The 18,933-nt window shown below is 24.5% G+C and carries 19 protein-coding genes; 9 read left to right on the top strand and 10 right to left on the bottom strand.

Annotated features, from left to right (window positions below; genetic code table 11):
• Nucleotides 1–89: 89 nt before the first annotated feature.
• Together BN346_RS08690 and BN346_RS08695 are read right to left on the bottom strand one after the other, a co-directional pair.
• Nucleotides 90–311 (bottom strand): hypothetical protein, encoded by a 222-nt coding sequence (locus tag BN346_RS08690; RefSeq protein WP_040327921.1) that lies wholly within the window; start codon nucleotides 309–311, stop codon nucleotides 90–92.
• A gap of 188 nt (nucleotides 312–499) precedes the next feature.
• Nucleotides 500–1,327, bottom strand: a complete 828-nt coding sequence (locus BN346_RS08695) for a sugar nucleotide-binding protein (protein WP_040327923.1) — start codon at nucleotides 1,325–1,327, stop codon at nucleotides 500–502.
• A 381-nt stretch (nucleotides 1,328–1,708) separates the two neighbouring features.
• Between BN346_RS08695 and BN346_RS08700 the strand changes: the two genes are divergently transcribed.
• The 4 genes from BN346_RS08700 to BN346_RS08715 all read left to right on the top strand — a co-directional run bounded on the left by BN346_RS08700 (nucleotide 1,709) and on the right by BN346_RS08715 (nucleotide 7,882).
• Nucleotides 1,709–2,431, top strand: a complete 723-nt coding sequence (locus BN346_RS08700) for a LytR/AlgR family response regulator transcription factor (protein WP_040327925.1) — start codon at nucleotides 1,709–1,711, stop codon at nucleotides 2,429–2,431.
• Nucleotides 2,432–2,589: 158 nt separating this feature from the next.
• Nucleotides 2,590–4,092, top strand: a complete 1,503-nt coding sequence (locus BN346_RS08705; RefSeq protein WP_040327928.1) for an ATP-binding protein — start codon at nucleotides 2,590–2,592, stop codon at nucleotides 4,090–4,092.
• Nucleotides 4,093–4,106: 14 nt separating this feature from the next.
• The gene (locus BN346_RS08710; RefSeq protein ID WP_040327930.1) at nucleotides 4,107–5,234 is read left to right on the top strand and encodes a LuxE/PaaK family acyltransferase; all 1,128 of its coding nucleotides are present in this window, start codon (nucleotides 4,107–4,109) and stop codon (nucleotides 5,232–5,234) included.
• 2 nt (nucleotides 5,235–5,236) lie between these two features.
• Nucleotides 5,237–7,882, top strand: coding sequence for an acyl-CoA reductase (locus BN346_RS08715; protein ID WP_040327931.1), 2,646 nt, complete (start codon nucleotides 5,237–5,239; stop codon nucleotides 7,880–7,882).
• Nucleotides 7,883–7,947: 65 nt separating this feature from the next.
• Here the strand turns inward: BN346_RS08715 and BN346_RS22235 are convergent, their stop codons facing one another.
• The 5 genes from BN346_RS22235 to BN346_RS08735 all read right to left on the bottom strand — a co-directional run bounded on the left by BN346_RS22235 (nucleotide 7,948) and on the right by BN346_RS08735 (nucleotide 11,041).
• A complete protein-coding gene (locus BN346_RS22235) occupies nucleotides 7,948–8,079 on the bottom strand; it encodes a hypothetical protein (protein ID WP_278245511.1) in 132 nt (43 codons plus the stop codon).
• A 6-nt stretch (nucleotides 8,080–8,085) separates the two neighbouring features.
• Nucleotides 8,086–8,655 carry a GNAT family N-acetyltransferase gene (locus tag BN346_RS08720; protein WP_040327932.1) on the bottom strand — a complete coding sequence of 190 codons (570 nt, stop codon included), beginning with the start codon at nucleotides 8,653–8,655 and terminating at the stop codon, nucleotides 8,086–8,088.
• 104 nt (nucleotides 8,656–8,759) lie between these two features.
• Entirely contained in the window at nucleotides 8,760–9,599 is an 840-nt protein-coding gene (locus BN346_RS08725; RefSeq protein WP_040327933.1) for a DUF2785 domain-containing protein, read from the bottom strand.
• A gap of 109 nt (nucleotides 9,600–9,708) precedes the next feature.
• A complete protein-coding gene (locus BN346_RS08730) occupies nucleotides 9,709–10,539 on the bottom strand; it encodes a DUF2785 domain-containing protein (protein WP_051540203.1) in 831 nt (276 codons plus the stop codon).
• Between the two features lie 28 nt (nucleotides 10,540–10,567).
• Complete coding sequence (locus BN346_RS08735; RefSeq protein WP_040327934.1) at nucleotides 10,568–11,041, bottom strand: GNAT family N-acetyltransferase; 474 nt, start codon at nucleotides 11,039–11,041, stop codon at nucleotides 10,568–10,570.
• A 402-nt stretch (nucleotides 11,042–11,443) separates the two neighbouring features.
• Here BN346_RS08735 and BN346_RS08740 point away from each other — a divergent pair, with 402 nt between their 5' ends.
• The 5 genes from BN346_RS08740 to BN346_RS08760 all read left to right on the top strand — a co-directional run bounded on the left by BN346_RS08740 (nucleotide 11,444) and on the right by BN346_RS08760 (nucleotide 14,560).
• On the top strand, nucleotides 11,444–11,851 hold the full coding sequence (locus BN346_RS08740) for a hypothetical protein (protein ID WP_040327935.1): 408 nt from the start codon (nucleotides 11,444–11,446) through the stop codon (nucleotides 11,849–11,851).
• A complete protein-coding gene (locus tag BN346_RS08745; protein ID WP_040327937.1) occupies nucleotides 11,852–12,397 on the top strand; it encodes a DUF2087 domain-containing protein in 546 nt (181 codons plus the stop codon).
• A 12-nt stretch (nucleotides 12,398–12,409) separates the two neighbouring features.
• On the top strand, nucleotides 12,410–12,988 hold the full coding sequence (locus tag BN346_RS08750) for a DJ-1/PfpI family protein (protein WP_040327939.1): 579 nt from the start codon (nucleotides 12,410–12,412) through the stop codon (nucleotides 12,986–12,988).
• 144 nt (nucleotides 12,989–13,132) lie between these two features.
• Nucleotides 13,133–13,870, top strand: coding sequence for a hypothetical protein (locus BN346_RS08755; protein ID WP_040327940.1), 738 nt, complete (start codon nucleotides 13,133–13,135; stop codon nucleotides 13,868–13,870).
• A gap of 102 nt (nucleotides 13,871–13,972) precedes the next feature.
• Nucleotides 13,973–14,560 carry a hypothetical protein gene (locus tag BN346_RS08760; protein WP_040327941.1) on the top strand — a complete coding sequence of 196 codons (588 nt, stop codon included), beginning with the start codon at nucleotides 13,973–13,975 and terminating at the stop codon, nucleotides 14,558–14,560.
• A gap of 42 nt (nucleotides 14,561–14,602) precedes the next feature.
• On the opposite strand, the gene BN346_RS08765 is transcribed toward BN346_RS08760, so the two are convergent.
• The 3 genes from BN346_RS08765 to BN346_RS08775 all read right to left on the bottom strand — a co-directional run bounded on the left by BN346_RS08765 (nucleotide 14,603) and on the right by BN346_RS08775 (nucleotide 18,402).
• On the bottom strand, nucleotides 14,603–15,958 hold the full coding sequence (locus tag BN346_RS08765; RefSeq protein WP_040328054.1) for a nucleotide sugar dehydrogenase: 1,356 nt from the start codon (nucleotides 15,956–15,958) through the stop codon (nucleotides 14,603–14,605).
• A gap of 517 nt (nucleotides 15,959–16,475) precedes the next feature.
• A complete protein-coding gene (locus BN346_RS08770) occupies nucleotides 16,476–16,937 on the bottom strand; it encodes an 8-oxo-dGTP diphosphatase (RefSeq protein WP_040327943.1) in 462 nt (153 codons plus the stop codon).
• 442 nt (nucleotides 16,938–17,379) lie between these two features.
• A complete protein-coding gene (locus BN346_RS08775) occupies nucleotides 17,380–18,402 on the bottom strand; it encodes a GH25 family lysozyme (protein WP_051540207.1) in 1,023 nt (340 codons plus the stop codon).
• Nucleotides 18,403–18,933: the final 531 nt, after the last annotated feature.

Below are 18,933 nucleotides of genomic sequence, written 5' to 3' on the forward strand. Positions count from 1 at the left end.
TATTTCAAAAATAATTCGGCATTAAAGTTGAATAAAAATAAAATGAAAAATACAAGGTAATTAATTACCTTGTATTTTTCACTTTATTTTTATTCTGCCTTTACATATCCACATTTTGTACATCTAAATATAGTTAACATTCTATCAGTTTCTTTATCTATTCTATTTCCTACCTTTTGAAATTTATGTGCACATGTACTACCATAGCCATCATTAGCTGGACCTGGACCAGCTAATACTATTGATGTTGTACCAAACAACATACATACAGTTAACATACACATTAATAAACTTTTAAATTTCTTTTTCATTTTTTATTCCCCCTTTTAAAATTTGATACTTATACATTAACATATTTTTACTTTTATTGTACCATTTTCAATAAATTTTTAATGAATCTTTAACTAAATATACATTATTGAAATTGCTATTAATATATTTTTAATATCTTAATATAACACTAATTCGCAACTGTCTTAAAATGAACATATATCTTAAATTATATGTTACTAAATATTTCACCCAATAATTTATTTACTTTAAATGTGTTCAGTGAAAAATCTAAGTAATTATCTTCTTTTATACATTCATATATACTTTTTCTATTACTTTTAATTAAATTACTATTGAGTTTTAATTGCTTTGCCATATCCTTATAAAATTCAAAATAACTATTTTTATTTAAAGGCCCCAAGTGAATAATTCCCTTATAATCAATTTTAATTAACTTTACTATCGCCTTTGCCATTTCTTCTACTTTCACAAAAGTATTATACATATTTTCTGTTCTAACAAATTCCTTATTATGTTCTAATAAATTAATTAGATTAGTAGTTTTTTTATCCCAAATTCCATTTATATCTTTTCCATACAACATTCCTGGTCTAATAATTATATAATTCCCATGACTTATAACAATTTTTTCTCCATCAATTTTTGCATTAGAGTATTCTGCTAAAGCATCCCTACTATTTCTGTATTCTGGTTTGTTATTTTCTTTATAATCTCCATTTTTTCCTCTAAAAACAGCATTTGTTGATATAAATATTATCTTTTTATTATCTGAAATATATTTCAAAACATTGTTCAATCCTAATTCAACTAAGTACTTTTCACTAGTATTACTCATAAGTGTCCATAAAATTATATCTGGATTAAAATTTTCAATTATATCTTTTACTTCCTCTTCCTTTGTTACATCTAATTTTATAAATTCATCATTACTATTACTACTATTTACAGTGCCTAATACATTAAATTCAGTTTTTAAAAGTTCAAAACAATGTCCACCTAGAAAACCACTTGCCCCTAAAATTAAAATTTTCATTCTTTCTGCTCCCTAACATAAGTATTTTTATATAAACATTATTCTATTCCACTTTTGCTTTCCCTTCATAAATTTAATTATTATTGATTGTTTTTATAAATATTAAATTAAACTTTAAATTTCCATTTCATTTATATTTCATTAAATTTATTTTAAAATTATATAGTTGTTTTTATTCAATTTCATACTCATATTATTTAAATAATTTTAAAATAGTATTTTGGGCACTAAATTTATTGACGCAATAGTTAACCTATAATTAATATATAATGTTTAAATTACTTAACTTATATTTAAATATAATTTTACAATTGTCACTTGATAATGGTATTATTTAAAACTTGGGCTTAGAACCCTATATTACATTTGGAGGTATATAAAATGATAAATATATTAATAGTAGATAAGCACCTAGAAGATAGAGACCATATTAAAAAAATATTACTTTTGTCAAAATCAAATTTAAATATCTTTGAAGCTACTAATGAAGAAGATGCTTTAAAAATATCAATTAAAAATAAAATTGATATTTTTTTTGTGGAAATTTTTTTAGAAGATTCCTCTGGGCTAGATCTAAGCCTTAAATTGCGAGATATACCTAAATATACATTGTCATGGATTATATTCACAACTTATAACATGAAATATATTTTGGATTGTTTTAAAAAAGTTCATTGCTATGACTATATTTTAAAACCCTATGATGATAATGAAATTATTGACATTATAAATATTTTAACTAATTCCAATGATACTTCTACATCTGAAATTCCTAGGCAATATTTAACATTAACCATAGATGATATTATATTTAAGATATTTATAGATGATATTTTTTTCATTGAAGTGTTTGGTAAAACTTCAATTATTCACACTATAAAAGAAAAATATATTGTGCAAAATGTATCTCTAAAAAAACTATCTAATATGATTAATAATTGTTATTTTGTAAAATGTCATAAGTCTTTTTTAGTTAATATAACAAAAATAAAGAAAATAGAAAATATATCTTATAAGAAATCTAATATATATTTTGACAATTATAGTGAAATAATTCCACTTAGCTACAATTTTAGAAAAAATATGTTGAAATGGATGAAATAATTTATAATGATATAAATATATCTTATACCTCTTTTCTTCCTTCTCATGACATTAATATTGAATTTTTATCTATATAATTTATAATTTATTCATATTATTGTTTAAATTTTGAAAATTTTATTTGATTACTATTATAAATATTGAATGGAGGTGTATTTATGGAATACAAAAAATTACAAAATATACTAATTGAAAATATGTCTATATCAATTAATGCAAAATTAAAGCAAATACCTTTAGTTATCAATATTTTAGAAGATTTTACTTTTGGTATTCCTTCTAATATCTTAAATCTTGAAAATATTAATTTATGTATTGAAACAATATTAGAAAATATTATTATCAATGGATATAAAGAAAATAATATTGATTCAATTTCTATTGATTTTGAAAAACACTCTAAGTATTTAAAAATTATTATTCAAGAAAAAGGGATGCCTTATAGCTTTAACACTTTACTATATAACTGTAATAAAACTTTATTTAAAAAATTTACACATAGTTTTAGGAATTGTGAAATTAAAAATTATGTAGATAACATCTATTTTGATAATTTAGGGGTAAATGGACGAAAAATTACCATTATTAAATCTTATGATGAATTCATAGAAAATGATTATAATACAATTTCTAATTGTTCTAAATCATTAAATATAGATAATAAAAATTATATTGTACGAAGAATGCATAGTGATGAAGCCTTAGAAGTTTCTAGGTGTGCCTATAGTAGTTATGGATATAGTTATATGGATGAAGACATCTATTATCCTGATAAAATAGAAAATTTAAACAATACTAATAAATTAATTTCTTATGTTGCTGTTACAGATACTAATAAAATAATTTCTCATGTTGGCTTAAAACCCAATAATGATAGTGGTGAATTATTAGCAGCTTTTACACATCCAAAATACAGAGGTCTAAATTGCCTTAATAAAATAGTTGAAAATCTTATTTGTGAATGCAAGAGTTTAAATTTAACTGGTGTATATGTTAATGCTGTATGTGTCCATACATATTCACAAAAAAGTGCACATAATTATAATTTTAAAGATTGTGCATTATTTTTATGTAAAATTAAATCTTTAGACTTTAAAAATTTTGAAGTTAATTCATCTTATAGAGACAATCTTTTAATGTCTTATAAATATTTAAAGACTAATTTTAAATTAAAACTATATATATGTAAGCACCATATGAAAATTATCAAAGAAATATATTCTCAATTTAATATTGATGTTACTTTTATAGATTCTAAAATAAATCATATAAAAAATACACCATGTAAATATACTTTAAATTTTGATTCTATGGACTCTGCTTCTATTCATATCAATTCATATGGAAAAAATTTAATTGAATGCTTGCATAAAGAAACTAAAAAATTATGTTGCAGTAAAGTTGAAGTGATTTATTTGTATCTTGATTTAGAAAATCCAAATACACCACTTTATATTAATGATTTAGAGAACATAGGATTCTTTTTTGCCGGGGTTATTCCTGGGGATGTTGGTAATAATAAATTAGTTCTTCAATATCTAAATAATATATTAATTGATTACTCAAGTATTAAAACAGAATCTGAAATAGGCAATAAAATTTTAAATTATGTTATGAATTCTGATCCAAACATTAATATTATTAAAGAAAATATAAATTAGTAGGAGGTATAAATATGTTTACTAAAATAAATGAACTTTGCTCTCAGATTGAATCCTTTGATTTAAATACAACGTCTGAAAAACTTTTTATTGATGCTATGATTGAAAATTATTCATTTCAATTAGAAAAGCAACCTTATATAAAATATTTATACGATAAATCAAATATTGATATTAACTCAATAAAATCTATTGATGATATTTTTAATATACCACCTCTTTTTGTTGAAACTATGAAATACCATGGTTTTTGTAGTGTAAAACCTAAGGATATACACATGACCTTAAAAAGTTCTGGTACTGGTGGTCAAAAAACTCAATCATTTTTTGATAAAGATTCTACTACTAGATTAGAAACCTTATCTTATAATACTTTCAAGAAAATGGGTTACACTAGTTCAAAACCTGTTCACTATTTTGTTATGGCTTATGATATAAGAAAAGCTAGCGATGTAGGTACTTCTTGGAGCGATAATTTTGTTATGTCTTTAGCTCCTAGTAAGTCTACTCATTGGCTTATTGAATGGGATGAAAAGAAAAAAACTTATTATTTTGATGAAAAGAAATGGGCCAGAAAATTTATAGAGCTTTCCAGTGATGCACCCGTTAGATTATTGGGATTTCCAGCTTATATGTACAAGCTTTTAGAAGAAGTTAAAAAACTTAGTACATCAGTTTCTGTTCATGAAGATAGCTTCATTGTAGCTGGTGGTGGTTGGAAAAACCATCTTGGAAAATCAATGACATTAAACGAATTCTCTAATTATATAGAATCTACAATTAAACTTCCATCACAAAATATAGGTGATACTTATGGAATGGCTGAACATGGTGTTCCTTATTGTTCTTGCCCATATGGTCATTATCATATACCTATATATAGTCGTTTAATAGTGAGAGACCCTTTAACCATGAAAATTCAACCAACTTATAAAGAAGGTTTATTGCAATTATTTACACCTTATAATACAGCTCAACCTAATTTATCTGTATTATCAAAGGATGTTGTTACTATAGGTGAAAACTGTCTTTGTGGTATAGATGGACTTTATATAAAATCTATTTCTCGAGGTGGCTTAAAAAAACATAAAGGTTGTTCAATTGCAGCTCAAGAAATTCTTAATAAACAAAAGGAGGCATAGTTATGAATAATAATTTTAAACATGTTTTGTTTGGAAACGTTTTAAATGAATCAAAAGATTTAGACTTAGATGTATTTAAAGAATACTTAAATGAAGAAATTCTTAAAGACAAGTTGAAAAAATTTAATGATGTTCCTATAGATGATATTCTTATTGTCTTAGAAAAAGTTGGTACATTAATATCTGATAAAAACTCTATCTATTTTAAGAAAATAATGAGTTCATTGCCAGATTTGCTTTCTTATTCTCACTCTATGGTTGAAGAAGGTTTATATATTCTTCAAGATATATTAAAAAGAGAAAATCTAAGTAAACGACTGTCTTCACTTGGAAATTATCATTGTTTAGATACATTTGTATATGAATATAATCAAAAGATTAAAAGAGCTATGCCTATAGGTCTTTTATGTCATGTTGCCGCTGGTAATGTTTTTCTAGGTGCAGTAGATTCTTTAATTTATGGAATCATAACTAAAAATATAAATATTTTAAAAGTTTCTAGTCAAGATTTCATATTTCCATCTATATTTTTAGATGCACTTATGGAAGCTGATACAAATAATATAATATATCCATATATATGCTTAACTTACTGGAATAAAGAAAACGAAAAAGTAACCGGTTACATTAAAAGCATTTGTGATGCAATCTTATTATTTGGTGGCGAGGATTCTGTTATAAATTATAAAAATGGCCTTTCAGCAAAAACAAAATTATATGACTTTGGTCCTAAATTAAGCTATGGTTTAGTTTGTAAAAACTTATCTTATGAAGAAATACTTTCTGCCGCTGAAGGTTTTGCAAATGATATTGTTTATTGGGAACAACGGGCTTGTACAAGTTGTCAAAATATTTTTATTGAAGAAGATGAAAATACAGATGTTTTTATAAATGCTTTATATAGTGCTCTAGAAAATCTAAGTTTAAAATGTCCTCAGCCTGAAATAGATTTGCATTCAGCTATTGAAATAAAAAGTGTTCGAGAATTAAATAAGTGGAATGAGTTTAATGGTAAAACTAAATTAATTGAAGGTAATAACGCTAATCATACTTTAATAATTCAAAATAGCGATGATATAATTCCTTCGCCATTAAATAGAACAATTTATATCAATAAAATTAAAAATTATAAAGATATATTGCATGGTAATATGACTAATTTTAAATATTATATGTCCACAACTGCTATTGCTTGTAATAACAACATTCAAGATATAATTGAAGATTTTATGAATATTGGTGTCATGCGTTTTTGCAAACCAGGTATGATGTCTAGTAGTGATGATCCAGCTTCACCACATGATGGAATGTACCTTACAACTCTTCTTGTTAAATTTATAAATACAGAAAACATATGTATAGATTCCTTAGGCATAGATTATTTAGATACTAATAAAAAAGATAGAATTTTACTTTCTCGATTAAATAATTTATTGTTAACAGCTAAAAAATCACCTTTCTACAGTGAATTATATAAAGATATTGAATTACCACTGAAATCATTAAATGACTTTAGTAAACTTCCAATCCTTGAGAAAAAGCATTTATTTGAGAATAGTATAGACAAGTCTTCTGTTATGTTAACAGATGTTCCCAATAATGCATACACCTTCTCTGCTGGTGGAACCACTGGGAAAATGAAATATATAAACTATAGTAATTCAGAATTTAAAGAAGCTAAAAAAGTTTTTGGTCAAGGTTTTAGAGCTGCTGGTATAAATGAAAATGACTATGTTGCAAATTATATGAAATCTGGTGCACTTTGGACTGGTTATATAGCTGTAAATGATGGTCTTGAAGAAACAGGATGTAAAATTCTTTCCATAACCTCAAATCAAGATGAAGATGAAACTATAGAATATTTAAAATTATTTAAACCTAATTCAATAATGAGTATCCCTGGAAATATAATACTTCTAGCTCAAAGAATAGAAGAAAAGTCTTTAGCTATTACTATTGAAAATATTTATTACAGCGGTGATCATTTAACTGAACCTGCAAAGGAGTATTTAAAGAAAACTTTAAAAGCTAAAAAAATTTGTTCTATGGGTTATGCTGCCGTAGAAACTGGTCCTATTGGCTTTACATGTCCTCACTGTGATGATCGTGAACATCATGTTTGCGAAGATTGGTGCTATTTAGAAAGAAGTACAGATGGTGATGCATTAGTAACAGTTTTAGGAAGAACACTACACCCTATAATTCGCTTTAGAGTTGGCGATAAAATAGACTGGATTGATGAAAAATGTTCTTGTGGACGAACCTCTAAAAAATTCAGATTATTAAGTAGAAGTGACGATATTATTCGATTTAATGCTAGTGATATACATTTGAAACAACTTGATACAGTTATTTCAAAATTTGAGCCATTATCTTCATTTTATCAAGTAACTATTGAGCCATTAGAAAACATGCTTAAATTTAATTGTAATATAGAATTAAAAGATAGTTCTATTAAATTAGACAAAAGTTTGCTTGCAAATAAAGTTAAATTTGAACTAAAAAATGAATGTGTAGCTCTCAATAAAGATTTAAAAAATAATTTGATCAAAGAATTAAATGTAAATATATTAAAACCTAAAGAAATAAAACGTGTTTCTAGAACTAATAAATTAAGAAGAGTTGTAGATAAAAGAATTTCTTTATAAATTTTTTTCTTTTATTATAAAAGGATATACAAATTTTTAAATTTGTATATCCTTAATTTTAAATATTAAAATACTATATCCTTTGTTAATTTTAAATCTACAAACCATTCACTAAGAACCATATTATGATGCTTAATTATTTTATTTGCTTTTAATAATTCACTATCATATGTGCTATGCCCATCTTCGTTATACATTGCATTTTAATTTAATGCTTCACATATATTTGATACATATAATTTATTAAATTCAGAGTTTAATATATCCATAAAAACTTCATCAAACTCATTTTCACCATATATAATTACATTTCTTCTTCTTCCAATCTCCTTGAATCCAACTTTTTTACACATATTAATAACTCTATTATTAAAAGAAAAAGTTTCTATCATAATATTTCGCAAGTTAATTACATTAAATGCAAAGTCTAATATTAATTTTGTTGCTTCTGTTCCGATTCCTTTATTTCTTTTATCCTTTTCGCCAATAAATGCTCCCAAAACACCATGTCTATTAATACGATCTATTCTCATAATTCTTATAATACCAACTGCTTCATCATCTTCAGCATCAACTATATAGAAAGCATATCCTGTATTACTCATATTCTTCAAATATTCTTTTTGTAAATCTGAAGTTATCATATCTGAAATATCTCCAGTTCTTATGGATACTCTTAAATCATTACTCCATTTAGTTACCTTCTCTACATCAGTTTCATCAACTGGTGAAAGATAGCATTTATCTCCAACTATTTTTTTTACAAACCCCATTAATACTCCCCCTATAATAAGTTATTTTTCTAATTGCTAATTTAAGTTTAATATAATAATTATCTTAATATAATGTTATAAACATTTCTGTCTTAAACATGATTCTAATAAAAATTTGATGTTTCTCTTAATATTGTATTTATTTCTTCAACAATTTTTTTATCATATCCTAACTTAATTAATCTAAAATATAGACTTCTTAAAAACTTTTTTCTATTTTCTTTTAAATGTCCATCTTCTGGATATTTACCTTTATAATTAACATTTCTAAAACACTGTATCCACTGTAATATTTCATCATTACTTATGATATCTCTGTTTAATATTTCAACAACAATATTAGTTAATCTTTCATCTTCCTCATTAATGTATGTATAATTATCTACACACACTTTTTCTTTTATTGCTTTTAAAATATTACCTATTTCTTTTTTCTTGATGCATTCACATTTTACTAAACTACATAATGCATCAGCCGTATGAGCAACAGAATGAGCCCACCCCTTTTCATTTACATAACCTCTCAAATCTTTTTCTTCTATAAAATAATTTAAAACTTTATTGTACACATCAATTATTTCATTATTATTTAAAAACTTAGTTTTCTCTCCATTGTTAGCCATAATAATATCATCTATAACTAAAACACTAAACGCTCTATTAAACACTGAGTCATCTTCAATGTTGCCAATTTTGTAAAATAAATGATCTTCACTTAAACATATTTCTAAAAGTTTCTTCATCTCATCATTTGAAATTTTTCTATCTTTTATTATGTAAAAGATTAATGTAAATATAAAATTATCCCTAAGTTCTGAATCAATAGTCCCTATATTTTTCATCATATTTAATACTAAATCATATACTTCAACTTCTTTTGGAATTTCAAAATTATTATTTTTTATATTTATAAGATATTCTTTTAAATTATCTCTATAATCCATCCTTCACACCCCATAATTAGAATTTTAAAGAAAATTCTTATATATTTTTTTATAGTTTCCTCAGTATTTGTAAAGTTTATTTCATTTTTCTGTTCCTCCAATAACCTATTTAAAAATATGCTGGTAGCATATCAATTTGTTTTTCTATGTTAGAAATAAAATTTTTGTCATAATTTAAATTTTTAAATCTAAAATATAAACTTCTTAAAAATATCTTTATATTTTCTCTTAAATGTTCTTCCTCATTAGTATATTTTTTATCTTTTATATAAAAACTCTTTATCCAATTTATCATTTCTTCATCACTTATAATTTTTCTATCTAATACACAAGTAACTGTTCTTGCAAGCCTTTCATCTTCTTGATTTATATAAGTATAGTAATCTATAAATACTTTTTCTCTTACAACTTCTAAAATTTTAATTAACTCTTCATGTCCTATTGCTTTAGATTCTGCTAAAACACATAGTACGTCAGATGTATGAGCACTTGAATGAGCCCATCCCTTAATATTAACATACCCGCGTACATCTCTTTCTAAATTAGTGTATCTTAATATTTTTCTATAAACATCTAATACTTTTTCATCTTTAATAAATTGTTTTTCACATTGATTATTGGTATATATAATTACTTCTATTGCTAATAAAGTAAATGTTCGTTTAAATACTGAATCATCAGAAGTTTGTCCTATATTATAAAATAAATAATCTTTTCCTAAACAAATATCTAAAAGTTTCATTATTTCATCTTTTGATATCCTATTTCCTATAATTATTTTAATAAGTAATGTAAGTATTAAATCATCTCTAAATTCTGAATCAGTAGACCCTATATTTCTCAGCATTTCTAAAGTTAGCTCATAATTGTTGATACCTTCTGGAATTATCCAATCATTTTCTCTTATACTTTTAATTGTTTCCTTCAAATTTGATTTCATTTACATATTCTCACTTTCTTATTTTTATTCACACATTTTTAATCATAGTTATAAACTCATATTTTTCATCATTTATAGTTTGAATATATCTACCTACTTCTTTAAAACCAATTTTTTTGTATACTTTTATAGCTCTATTATTAAAGTTGGCAACAGATAATTTTATTTGTTTTCCTTCAAAACCAAGTTCCAGTAAACCATATTCAATCCCAGCTTTTACATAATGTTCTCCTATACCTTTACCTGTTAAACTAGGCTTTAATCCTAAACCAATTTCCATAACATCCATATTAAAATTATAAGTAAACATACCTATAAGATTTTCTTTCTCATCTACTGCCACATAATAATTGTCCCAGTTGTCATTTTCTATTATTTCTAGAAAATCTTCTAAATCCTCTTTATCAAATTCCATATCATAAAAAGAATACTTTCCATCATAGTGCCATTTTAAAATTTCTTTAGCATACTTTTTCTGCATTTTTTTAAAATTAAAATTCATAATTTTCCCTCTATTCTGACTGCTATTTGTTATTAAATTTTAAATTTCTAAAAAATAATAGACAAATTAGCTAAAATTTTTTAGAAATTTAAATCCAGTAATTCCTTACAAAGTTAAATTATTCAATAAACCTTGTAACTACTATAATATCATTATTTGGTCTACATTAGAATTTAAATTTATTTGTCTACATAGATATATTCATTTGAAAATAATTCTTTTCATAACTTAAAGTTTACCTTTAAAGTACTTCTTTCTCTATTAATAAAAATTTAATTTCTCAATTTTCTAAATATATTGATTAATATTGAAATACTTCTTATAATTTAATTAGATGATTATAGAAATAAATTTAATTATTTCTATTTTATATTTATATAATCATATATGGAGGTAACAATTATGATAATTATTGAAGAATTAAGAAAAGATTATTTAGAAGAACTTACTACTTTGATGACAAATTTTAAAAACAATGCTACAACCTTATCAAATGAAAATCGCAATGATGAAGCAATACTTGAAAATATTAAAATTAATATCTGTAAGATTTTTTCTACTGTATTCAATGTAAGTTATAAACAAAGTTGTATTAATAAAACCTCTGAAAATATAGAACTTAAAAATTTATTTAATAACTATATTGATTTTTTTAATAAACTTCCAAAGTCTTGGAAAGAAAAATTAATAAAAGATGAAGAATTTGGAATGATAGATGAATACTACAAAGAAAAAGTTAAATTAGAAACTGCAAATGAAATAAAGCAAATATTTATAAACTGCTTTAATAAGTATTATAAGGAGAATTAAATGGATATTGATTGTATAAAGATATTTAAATGCCTTTCCGATAAATCTCGTCTTCTAATAATAGATAATTTATCAAAATCACCTATGTATGTTGAGTTATTAGCTGAAAGATTAGATTTATCAGCATCTACAGTATCTTTTCATTTAAAGAAACTTGAAGATGCCAAATTAGTATCTTCTACTAAGGAACAATACTATACTTTGTATCATTTAAATAACACTATACTTGCATTAAGTTTAAATGATGTAATTAATATGAACACTTTTGAAAGTGATATACAAATAAAGCGTGAAAATGAGTATAAAAATAATGTTTTAAATTCGTTTTTTGAATATGGAAAGTTAAAATCTATTCCTGTTCAGCAAAAGAAAAGAAAAATTATCTTAGAAGAAATAGGCAAAAATTTTTCCTCTAATAAAAAATATACTGAAAAAGAAGTTAATCTAATCCTTGCTGACTTTTATGATGATTTTTGTACTTTACGTAGAGGCCTTATTGAAGAAAAAATCCTTAAAAGGGAAAATAATATATATGAGTTAAATTAGGAGGATTTATTTATGGGGAAAATATTACTATTCATTTATGATGAAATGGCTGATTTTGAAGTTAACTTTTTAGTTCATAATTTAAGTGCTAACTTAAATAAAGATATTATTTCAATATCTTATGAAAGTAAATTAATTAAAAGTAAATCAGGACTTATTTATAAATCATTAAGCCTTGTTAGTGATGTCTTAATTAAAGATGTTGATGCTTTAATTATTCCTGGTGGTTGGAATTTAGAATTACGCCCAGAATTAATAACATTAATACAAAAGTTAGATAAAAACAATAAACTTATAGGTGCCATATGTTCAGCTCCACTATTTCTTGCTAAAGCTTCCATTCTAGATAATAAAAAATACACCACCTCAATTACTACCTGGACTGACTCACATATAAAACAATTTAATGAAATAGATGACCCATTTCCTAGGAAAAACTTTATTTATGATAGAGTTGTAAAAGATAATAATATTATAACTGCTCAAGGATATGCATTTATAGACTTTGCTATTGAAATTTTAGATTATTTTAAAATGTTTGAAGATGAAAATGATAAAATTGAATTTATAAAAATAATAACTAATAAGTAGCTTAGCGACAGTCATTATTATTAATGACTGTTATTTTTAATATATTTTTTCAATTTAAATTGTTAAATTTTTATTAAAACAATATTTCAAAATATATATATGGTAAAATATGTATGTAATTAAAAATATTTTGGAGGTCTTATTATGTTTAAAAAATTTTTAAGTGTAATTATGGCTATTGCAATTACACTTTCATTATCATCTCCTGCTTTTGCCTCAGATGATAATTCACAAAAGAATAATGACTTTATAAAAACTTCATCTGGGGAAGTAGTTAGTAAAAATGAGGTAAAAAAATATATTAATTCTACTTCAGATTTTGATAAAGATTTAATAAATAGCATTCTAAATGATGTTAATAATAATTTGCTAAATAAAAATAATAATGATTCTAACTTATACAATGTTCCAATGTCAACTTCAGATACTGGTGCTGCTTGGGATTATACTTCTGTTACAACTACTAAAATAAATTGTTATGGATATGCATCAAGATTTAATGCATTTTTAAATCCTGGTGATTTATATTATTCATCTGGTAGCCCTATTGGAAGAGGTCAAAAGGCTGATGTAAATACAGTTGCCAAATATGTTTTAAATGATTTATCTAAAGCTAACAGATCTAGCCGTTTAATAAATTCTGCAACAGCACCTATAAATTCTAATGAGTATAGAATTGCATTAAGAGTTGGTTATCAACAAGGCATGTATGATTATCATTTTATGTTACAATGCAGTGATGGTGGCTGGTGTCATAAACCTGGTCAAACTCCATCTCAATACTTAGGAATGATAAATCCTAGTACTTATAGTTGGGATTTAGGAACTTATATTAAAAATTTCTATAATAGTGATACTATTTATATAGCTGTTGTAAAATAATTTGACAAATACTTTTATAAAGTCTACAATAATTTACCAAATAAATATATTATTGTAGATTTTTAATTTATAAAAATTCCATACTTTATGCAGGTGTAATATATGAAAAAATTTTTATTAACAATTTTAATATGTGTTTTTGCAATAATAACCACAATTTTCTATTATAATCTTAATATTAAATCTTATATAGGAGTTGATACATTGAATATATTAAAGCCTAACATACCTATTGATATACGAAAATTGATTTCTTTATCGTTAAAAAAAGAATCTATTGATGAAACTTATGGATCTCCACTTGTAACACGTAAACTTACAAATATAACTTATGAAATACGAAAACTTAAGGATGGTAGCAAACTTATTGTTTCCTATGATAATGACACCAACAACGTGCTTGATATATGGCAATTAAACAAATTCTTGACTAAATGTTGTTTTAATAATATTATCCCTTCACAATCAACCTTTAAGGATATTCTTAAAATAGATCCCTACACAACAATAATAGAAACTTCTGATGGAAATGCCATTAGTGAACATAAATTACGTAACTCTGAAATTTTAGATATAACTTATTCAAAGAAAAATAATCATTGGATTGTTGAAAGTATGAACTTTTCTTCTTCAGAAATTTTAGACATCTCTAATTTGATAATACCTGAAGACTTATATCTCTTAAAATAAAAATGGATCATATTTTCTTATATGATCCACTTAAGCCGTTTGTTATAAACTCCAATAATTTATGTTGTTTTTAAGACATTCATCTTTATCTATAATACCTTTAACATCTATTAAAACTAGTTTTTTCTCTTCATTATTTATATCTACTGCAACTTCATCTAACACTTGTTCTTTTTCATATAATTTTATTAAATCTTTAACTTCTAGATTTCTATATTCACTATGAGATACAGCAATTATTATTGCATCAACATTTTTTATTTCTTTTAGATCTACTAAAGCTAAATTATAATACTTTTTCACTTCTTCTTTATCTGCATATGGATCAGTCACAATTACATCTATATCATATTCTTTTAATTCACTAATGATATCTATAACCTTTGAATTTCTAGTATCAGGACAATCCTCTTTAAATGTCATTCCTAATACAGCTACTTTAGAACCTTTTATCCTTTTATCTGCTTTTATTAAGCTTTTAACTGTATTTTCCACTACAAACTTTGCCATACTATCATTTATTCTTCTTCCTGCTGAAATTACCTGAGATTCTATTCCTGCTTTTTTAGCACTATATATCAAATAGTATGGATCTACAGCTATGCAATGTCCGCCAACTAATCCTGGATTTAACTTTATAAAATTAAACTTTGTAGATGCAGCATCTATTACAGCTTTAGTGTCTATATTCATTTTATTAAATATAATAGATAGCTCGTTCATAAATGCAATATTTATATCTCTTTGTGCATTTTCAATTGCTTTTGCAGCTTCTGCAACTTTTATACTTTTAGCTCTATAAACTCCAGCTTCTATTACAAGTTCATATACATTAGCTACATCATTTAAAGTTTCATCATCCATTCCTGAAACTACTTTCACTATTTTCTCCAATCTTTTTACTTTATCACCTGGGTTAATTCTTTCTGGAGAATATCCAATCTTAAAATCTACTCCACATTTTAATCCTGATTTTTCTTCTAATATTGGCACACATATATCTTCTGTAACTCCTGGGTATACAGTTGATTCATATACAACAATTGATCCTTTAGTTAAATTTCTTCCTATTATCTCACTTGCTGATATTACAGGCGATAAATCTGGAGTATTATCATCTTTGATTGGTGTTGGTACTGATACTATATGAAATTTGCATTCTTTCAGATCCTTTTCTTCACTAGTAAAATAAATAGTTGCTTTTTTTATTTTTTCTTCTCCAACCTCATTTGTTGGATCTATTCCTAACTTATATTTATTTATCTTTTCAGAATTAACATCAAATCCCACAACTTTTACTTTTCTATCAAATGCTATTGCTAAAGGCAATCCTACATAACCTAATCCAACTACAGCAAGCTTTGTGTTTTGGTCTACTAGTTCACTTAACATATTAATAACTTCCCCCATCTATAGTTAATATTATAGGAAAATATTTTAAATTTAATATATTCACAAGCTAGTTTTAACTTAAAGATTGTTCAAATATTAAAATTATTTTTAAACACTATACTGACATCTATAACATTAACTTTTATATTATAAAAATAAATTTATTGTAAATTAATTTTACTCTTCTTTCATAGTATTTTTTGTTGAATTATAGCTTTATCTTTGTAACATATCAGTTAACTTTTAATATATTCTTAACATCTGCAATCTATTACATATTTTTTAAATTAATTTTATAGTTTAATTATTAATTTCATGAAAATAATTTTAAAATTATTGTTCATTTTAAAATGTTTAACAGTTATTTTTCTTTTATGTCTAAAAGCTATAGCACCTTCATATTTGATGTTTTAACCTTAGCAGGCTTTAATTTTAATATTCACCTTCAATTTTCAACTAAATTAATTAGAATTATTATTTGATACTTTAACAAATTCATTTTTCACCATGTAAACCTACTATATCACTTCAATATTTCCTTCCACTCTAATGTATTTTTATCTTTAAATATAAAATATTCATTAATACTTTTGTTAAACATAATATCTATCATTTTATCAAATCCATCTGCTAAATTTAATGAATGAATCTCATCATAATTCACCCAAAAGACATCTCCCTCTTCTCCATCTTCAATTAAAGTTCCACTATAAAAGCTTGTTTTTAAAAGTACTACCATATACCTTTTATTTTTTTCATCTATATACCAGTCTTTTATACCACAAATCTCTAAATTATTAATATCAAGCCCTGTTTCTTCTTTAACTTCTCTTATAGCTGAATCAATTATTGATTCTCCCTTTTCTACATGCCCCCCCGGAAATGCAATTCCTGTCCAGCCACCCTTAACTCTATTTTGAACAAGCACTTTATTATCCTTTTCATTTACTATCATAACCATATTGGTTAATTCTAAATTTTCCATAAAACCCACTCCTAAAATCTTTCTCATAAATTTAATTAATATATATAATTATAAAAGGACTAAATTTTTCTATTTAGTCCTTTTATAATTTATTTATATTCCACTTTCCATATATCCTTTAACAAATCCTCTTGCAAAACTAGGAATTATATACACTAAGCATAATAAAATTATCCCTATACCTATGTATTTATATGCTTTTTTACCTCTACTTTTTCATACCATTATAAAAAATATTGCTAAAACTAAACCTAATATTGTTATAATATCTCCCATGTAAATATCTCCCTTAGTTTTCTAATCTCTAACATTATAATATATATTGCTATATTTTTCAAAATTTTCTTTGTTTTGTATTGCTATTTATTCACTAATGATATACGTCAAAAAACTCTTAGTAGCATTAAACTATTAAGAGTTTTTAAAGTTTTTATTTAAAATTCTAAACTAAACTAGCTGCATCTTTTAAACTTGTATATCTATCTGAACCAGGTTTTCCACCTATAGTTATTATTTTATCCGCTTTTAATCCACTAGATTCAAAATCGCTTTTTTTCATCATAGGACATTGATTTTTTTGTGCTACATATATAGCTGCATTTGCATCCATATCACCAACATAAAGTACTATTGTTTTCATATCCACTGACTCCTTTCTACTATTATCCTTTCCAAACTCTGTTTTTATATAATTTGAACTTACATATCCCCCACTGTTTCCAAAATAAATTGAATACCAATTATCTACTTTTTTATCTATTTTTATAACTTGTCCATCGGTTAATGTTCCTATTATCTCTCCATCTGGTTTATTTCGAACATTTAATACATTAGCTGTAACAATTCCTTCATTTTTTTCAAGAGTTACCTCACCATTAAAAATTCCATTAGTAAATTCATCAAGATCACAATTTCCGCTTACACCTGAAACTTGTCCTTGATCACTATATTGAAATCCTACCCATGATGACCAAATAGGATTATCTCCTGGAGTATTAACACCATAATGAGCTATCCAAACTGGATATTTTGAAAGTCTTGAATCTAAAGCTCCATTTGCAAAAGATGTGTAAGTGTATACTACAACATTTTTTCCTGTTAATCTTTTTACTTCTTCTAAAAATGTTATACATGCACTAGTTAGTGTACTTGCATCCATCCCACAATCCGATTCTATATCTAATGCTAATAAACAATCTGAAACTTTATTTTTAATGCATTCTACAAACCATCGAGCCTCACCTATAGCATCTCCTCTAAAAAAGTGATAGAATCCAACTTTTAATCCTTGTCCCTTAGCATTACTATAATTTTGTTCTAGAGAAGTATCTTTATAGTTTATACCTTCACTAGCTTTCATATAAACTATTTTTATTCCTGAATTTTTCACTTGACTAAAATCTACATTTCCTTGCCAATTAGAAATATCTATGCCTTGGTAATTTGAGGAACTTCTACTTTGCATATCTTCTTCCTCCTTAAATTACATTTTAATAATTTTATATAAATCTTTATTATCTAAAGTGCATTTTAATATATTATTATTTTTACTACACTTTATTATATTATTTAATACAAATTAGTGACTCACATATATTTACAATATAACTTTTTCAAATATAAATTTTATAATAATCTTGTAAAAATGTACTAAATATAAAAGTTTTAAATTCAATATGATTACGTTTTTAATAATGTTCTTAATATTTGTTTAAACATTTTAAATAAATTGAATTTAATGTAATTTTGTTGTAATATGACTTCATTACAGTATAGAAAGGATTTTGTCATGAATTTTTATAAAAATTTTATTTTAAATCTCTTTTTATTTATAATAACTATACTAATAGTGTTACTAAATATGCGTATAGAAATCATTTACCCTATATCATTGAGTTTTTCAAACTTTATTTTTCGTTTAATAATTTTATTAGTATTTTCATTTTGTCAGATACTATATATAAATAGAACTACAAGCAACAAATTTGTTACTTAT

This window comes from Clostridium ihumii AP5 (genome assembly GCF_000612845.1).
GTDB lineage: Bacteria > Bacillota > Clostridia > Clostridiales > Clostridiaceae > Clostridium_J > Clostridium_J ihumii.

Bases quoted from the DNA above. Each gene is read 5' to 3' on its own strand.
- BN346_RS08705 (WP_040327928.1), top strand. From the start codon at position 2,590: ATGGAATACAAAAAATTACAAAATATACTAATTGAAAATATGTCTATA.
- BN346_RS08740 (WP_040327935.1), top strand. From the start codon at position 11,444: ATGATAATTATTGAAGAATTAAGAAAAGATTATTTAGAAGAACTTACT.
- BN346_RS08755 (WP_040327940.1), top strand. From the start codon at position 13,133: ATGTTTAAAAAATTTTTAAGTGTAATTATGGCTATTGCAATTACACTT.
- BN346_RS08690 (WP_040327921.1), bottom strand. From the start codon at position 311: ATGAAAAAGAAATTTAAAAGTTTATTAATGTGTATGTTAACTGTATGT.
- BN346_RS08750 (WP_040327939.1), top strand. From the start codon at position 12,410: ATGGGGAAAATATTACTATTCATTTATGATGAAATGGCTGATTTTGAA.
- BN346_RS08770 (WP_040327943.1), bottom strand. From the start codon at position 16,937: ATGGAAAATTTAGAATTAACCAATATGGTTATGATAGTAAATGAAAAG.
- BN346_RS08715 (WP_040327931.1), top strand. From the start codon at position 5,237: ATGAATAATAATTTTAAACATGTTTTGTTTGGAAACGTTTTAAATGAA.
- BN346_RS08725 (WP_040327933.1), bottom strand. From the start codon at position 9,599: ATGGATTATAGAGATAATTTAAAAGAATATCTTATAAATATAAAAAAT.
- BN346_RS08700 (WP_040327925.1), top strand. From the start codon at position 1,709: ATGATAAATATATTAATAGTAGATAAGCACCTAGAAGATAGAGACCAT.
- BN346_RS08735 (WP_040327934.1), bottom strand. From the start codon at position 11,041: ATGAATTTTAATTTTAAAAAAATGCAGAAAAAGTATGCTAAAGAAATT.
- BN346_RS22235 (WP_278245511.1), bottom strand. From the start codon at position 8,079: ATGTATAACGAAGATGGGCATAGCACATATGATAGTGAATTATTAAAA.
- BN346_RS08695 (WP_040327923.1), bottom strand. From the start codon at position 1,327: ATGAAAATTTTAATTTTAGGGGCAAGTGGTTTTCTAGGTGGACATTGT.
- BN346_RS08730 (WP_051540203.1), bottom strand. From the start codon at position 10,539: ATGAAATCAAATTTGAAGGAAACAATTAAAAGTATAAGAGAAAATGAT.
- BN346_RS08745 (WP_040327937.1), top strand. From the start codon at position 11,852: ATGGATATTGATTGTATAAAGATATTTAAATGCCTTTCCGATAAATCT.
- BN346_RS08760 (WP_040327941.1), top strand. From the start codon at position 13,973: ATGAAAAAATTTTTATTAACAATTTTAATATGTGTTTTTGCAATAATA.
- BN346_RS08710 (WP_040327930.1), top strand. From the start codon at position 4,107: ATGTTTACTAAAATAAATGAACTTTGCTCTCAGATTGAATCCTTTGAT.
- BN346_RS08775 (WP_051540207.1), bottom strand. From the start codon at position 18,402: ATGCAAAGTAGAAGTTCCTCAAATTACCAAGGCATAGATATTTCTAAT.
- BN346_RS08720 (WP_040327932.1), bottom strand. From the start codon at position 8,655: ATGGGGTTTGTAAAAAAAATAGTTGGAGATAAATGCTATCTTTCACCA.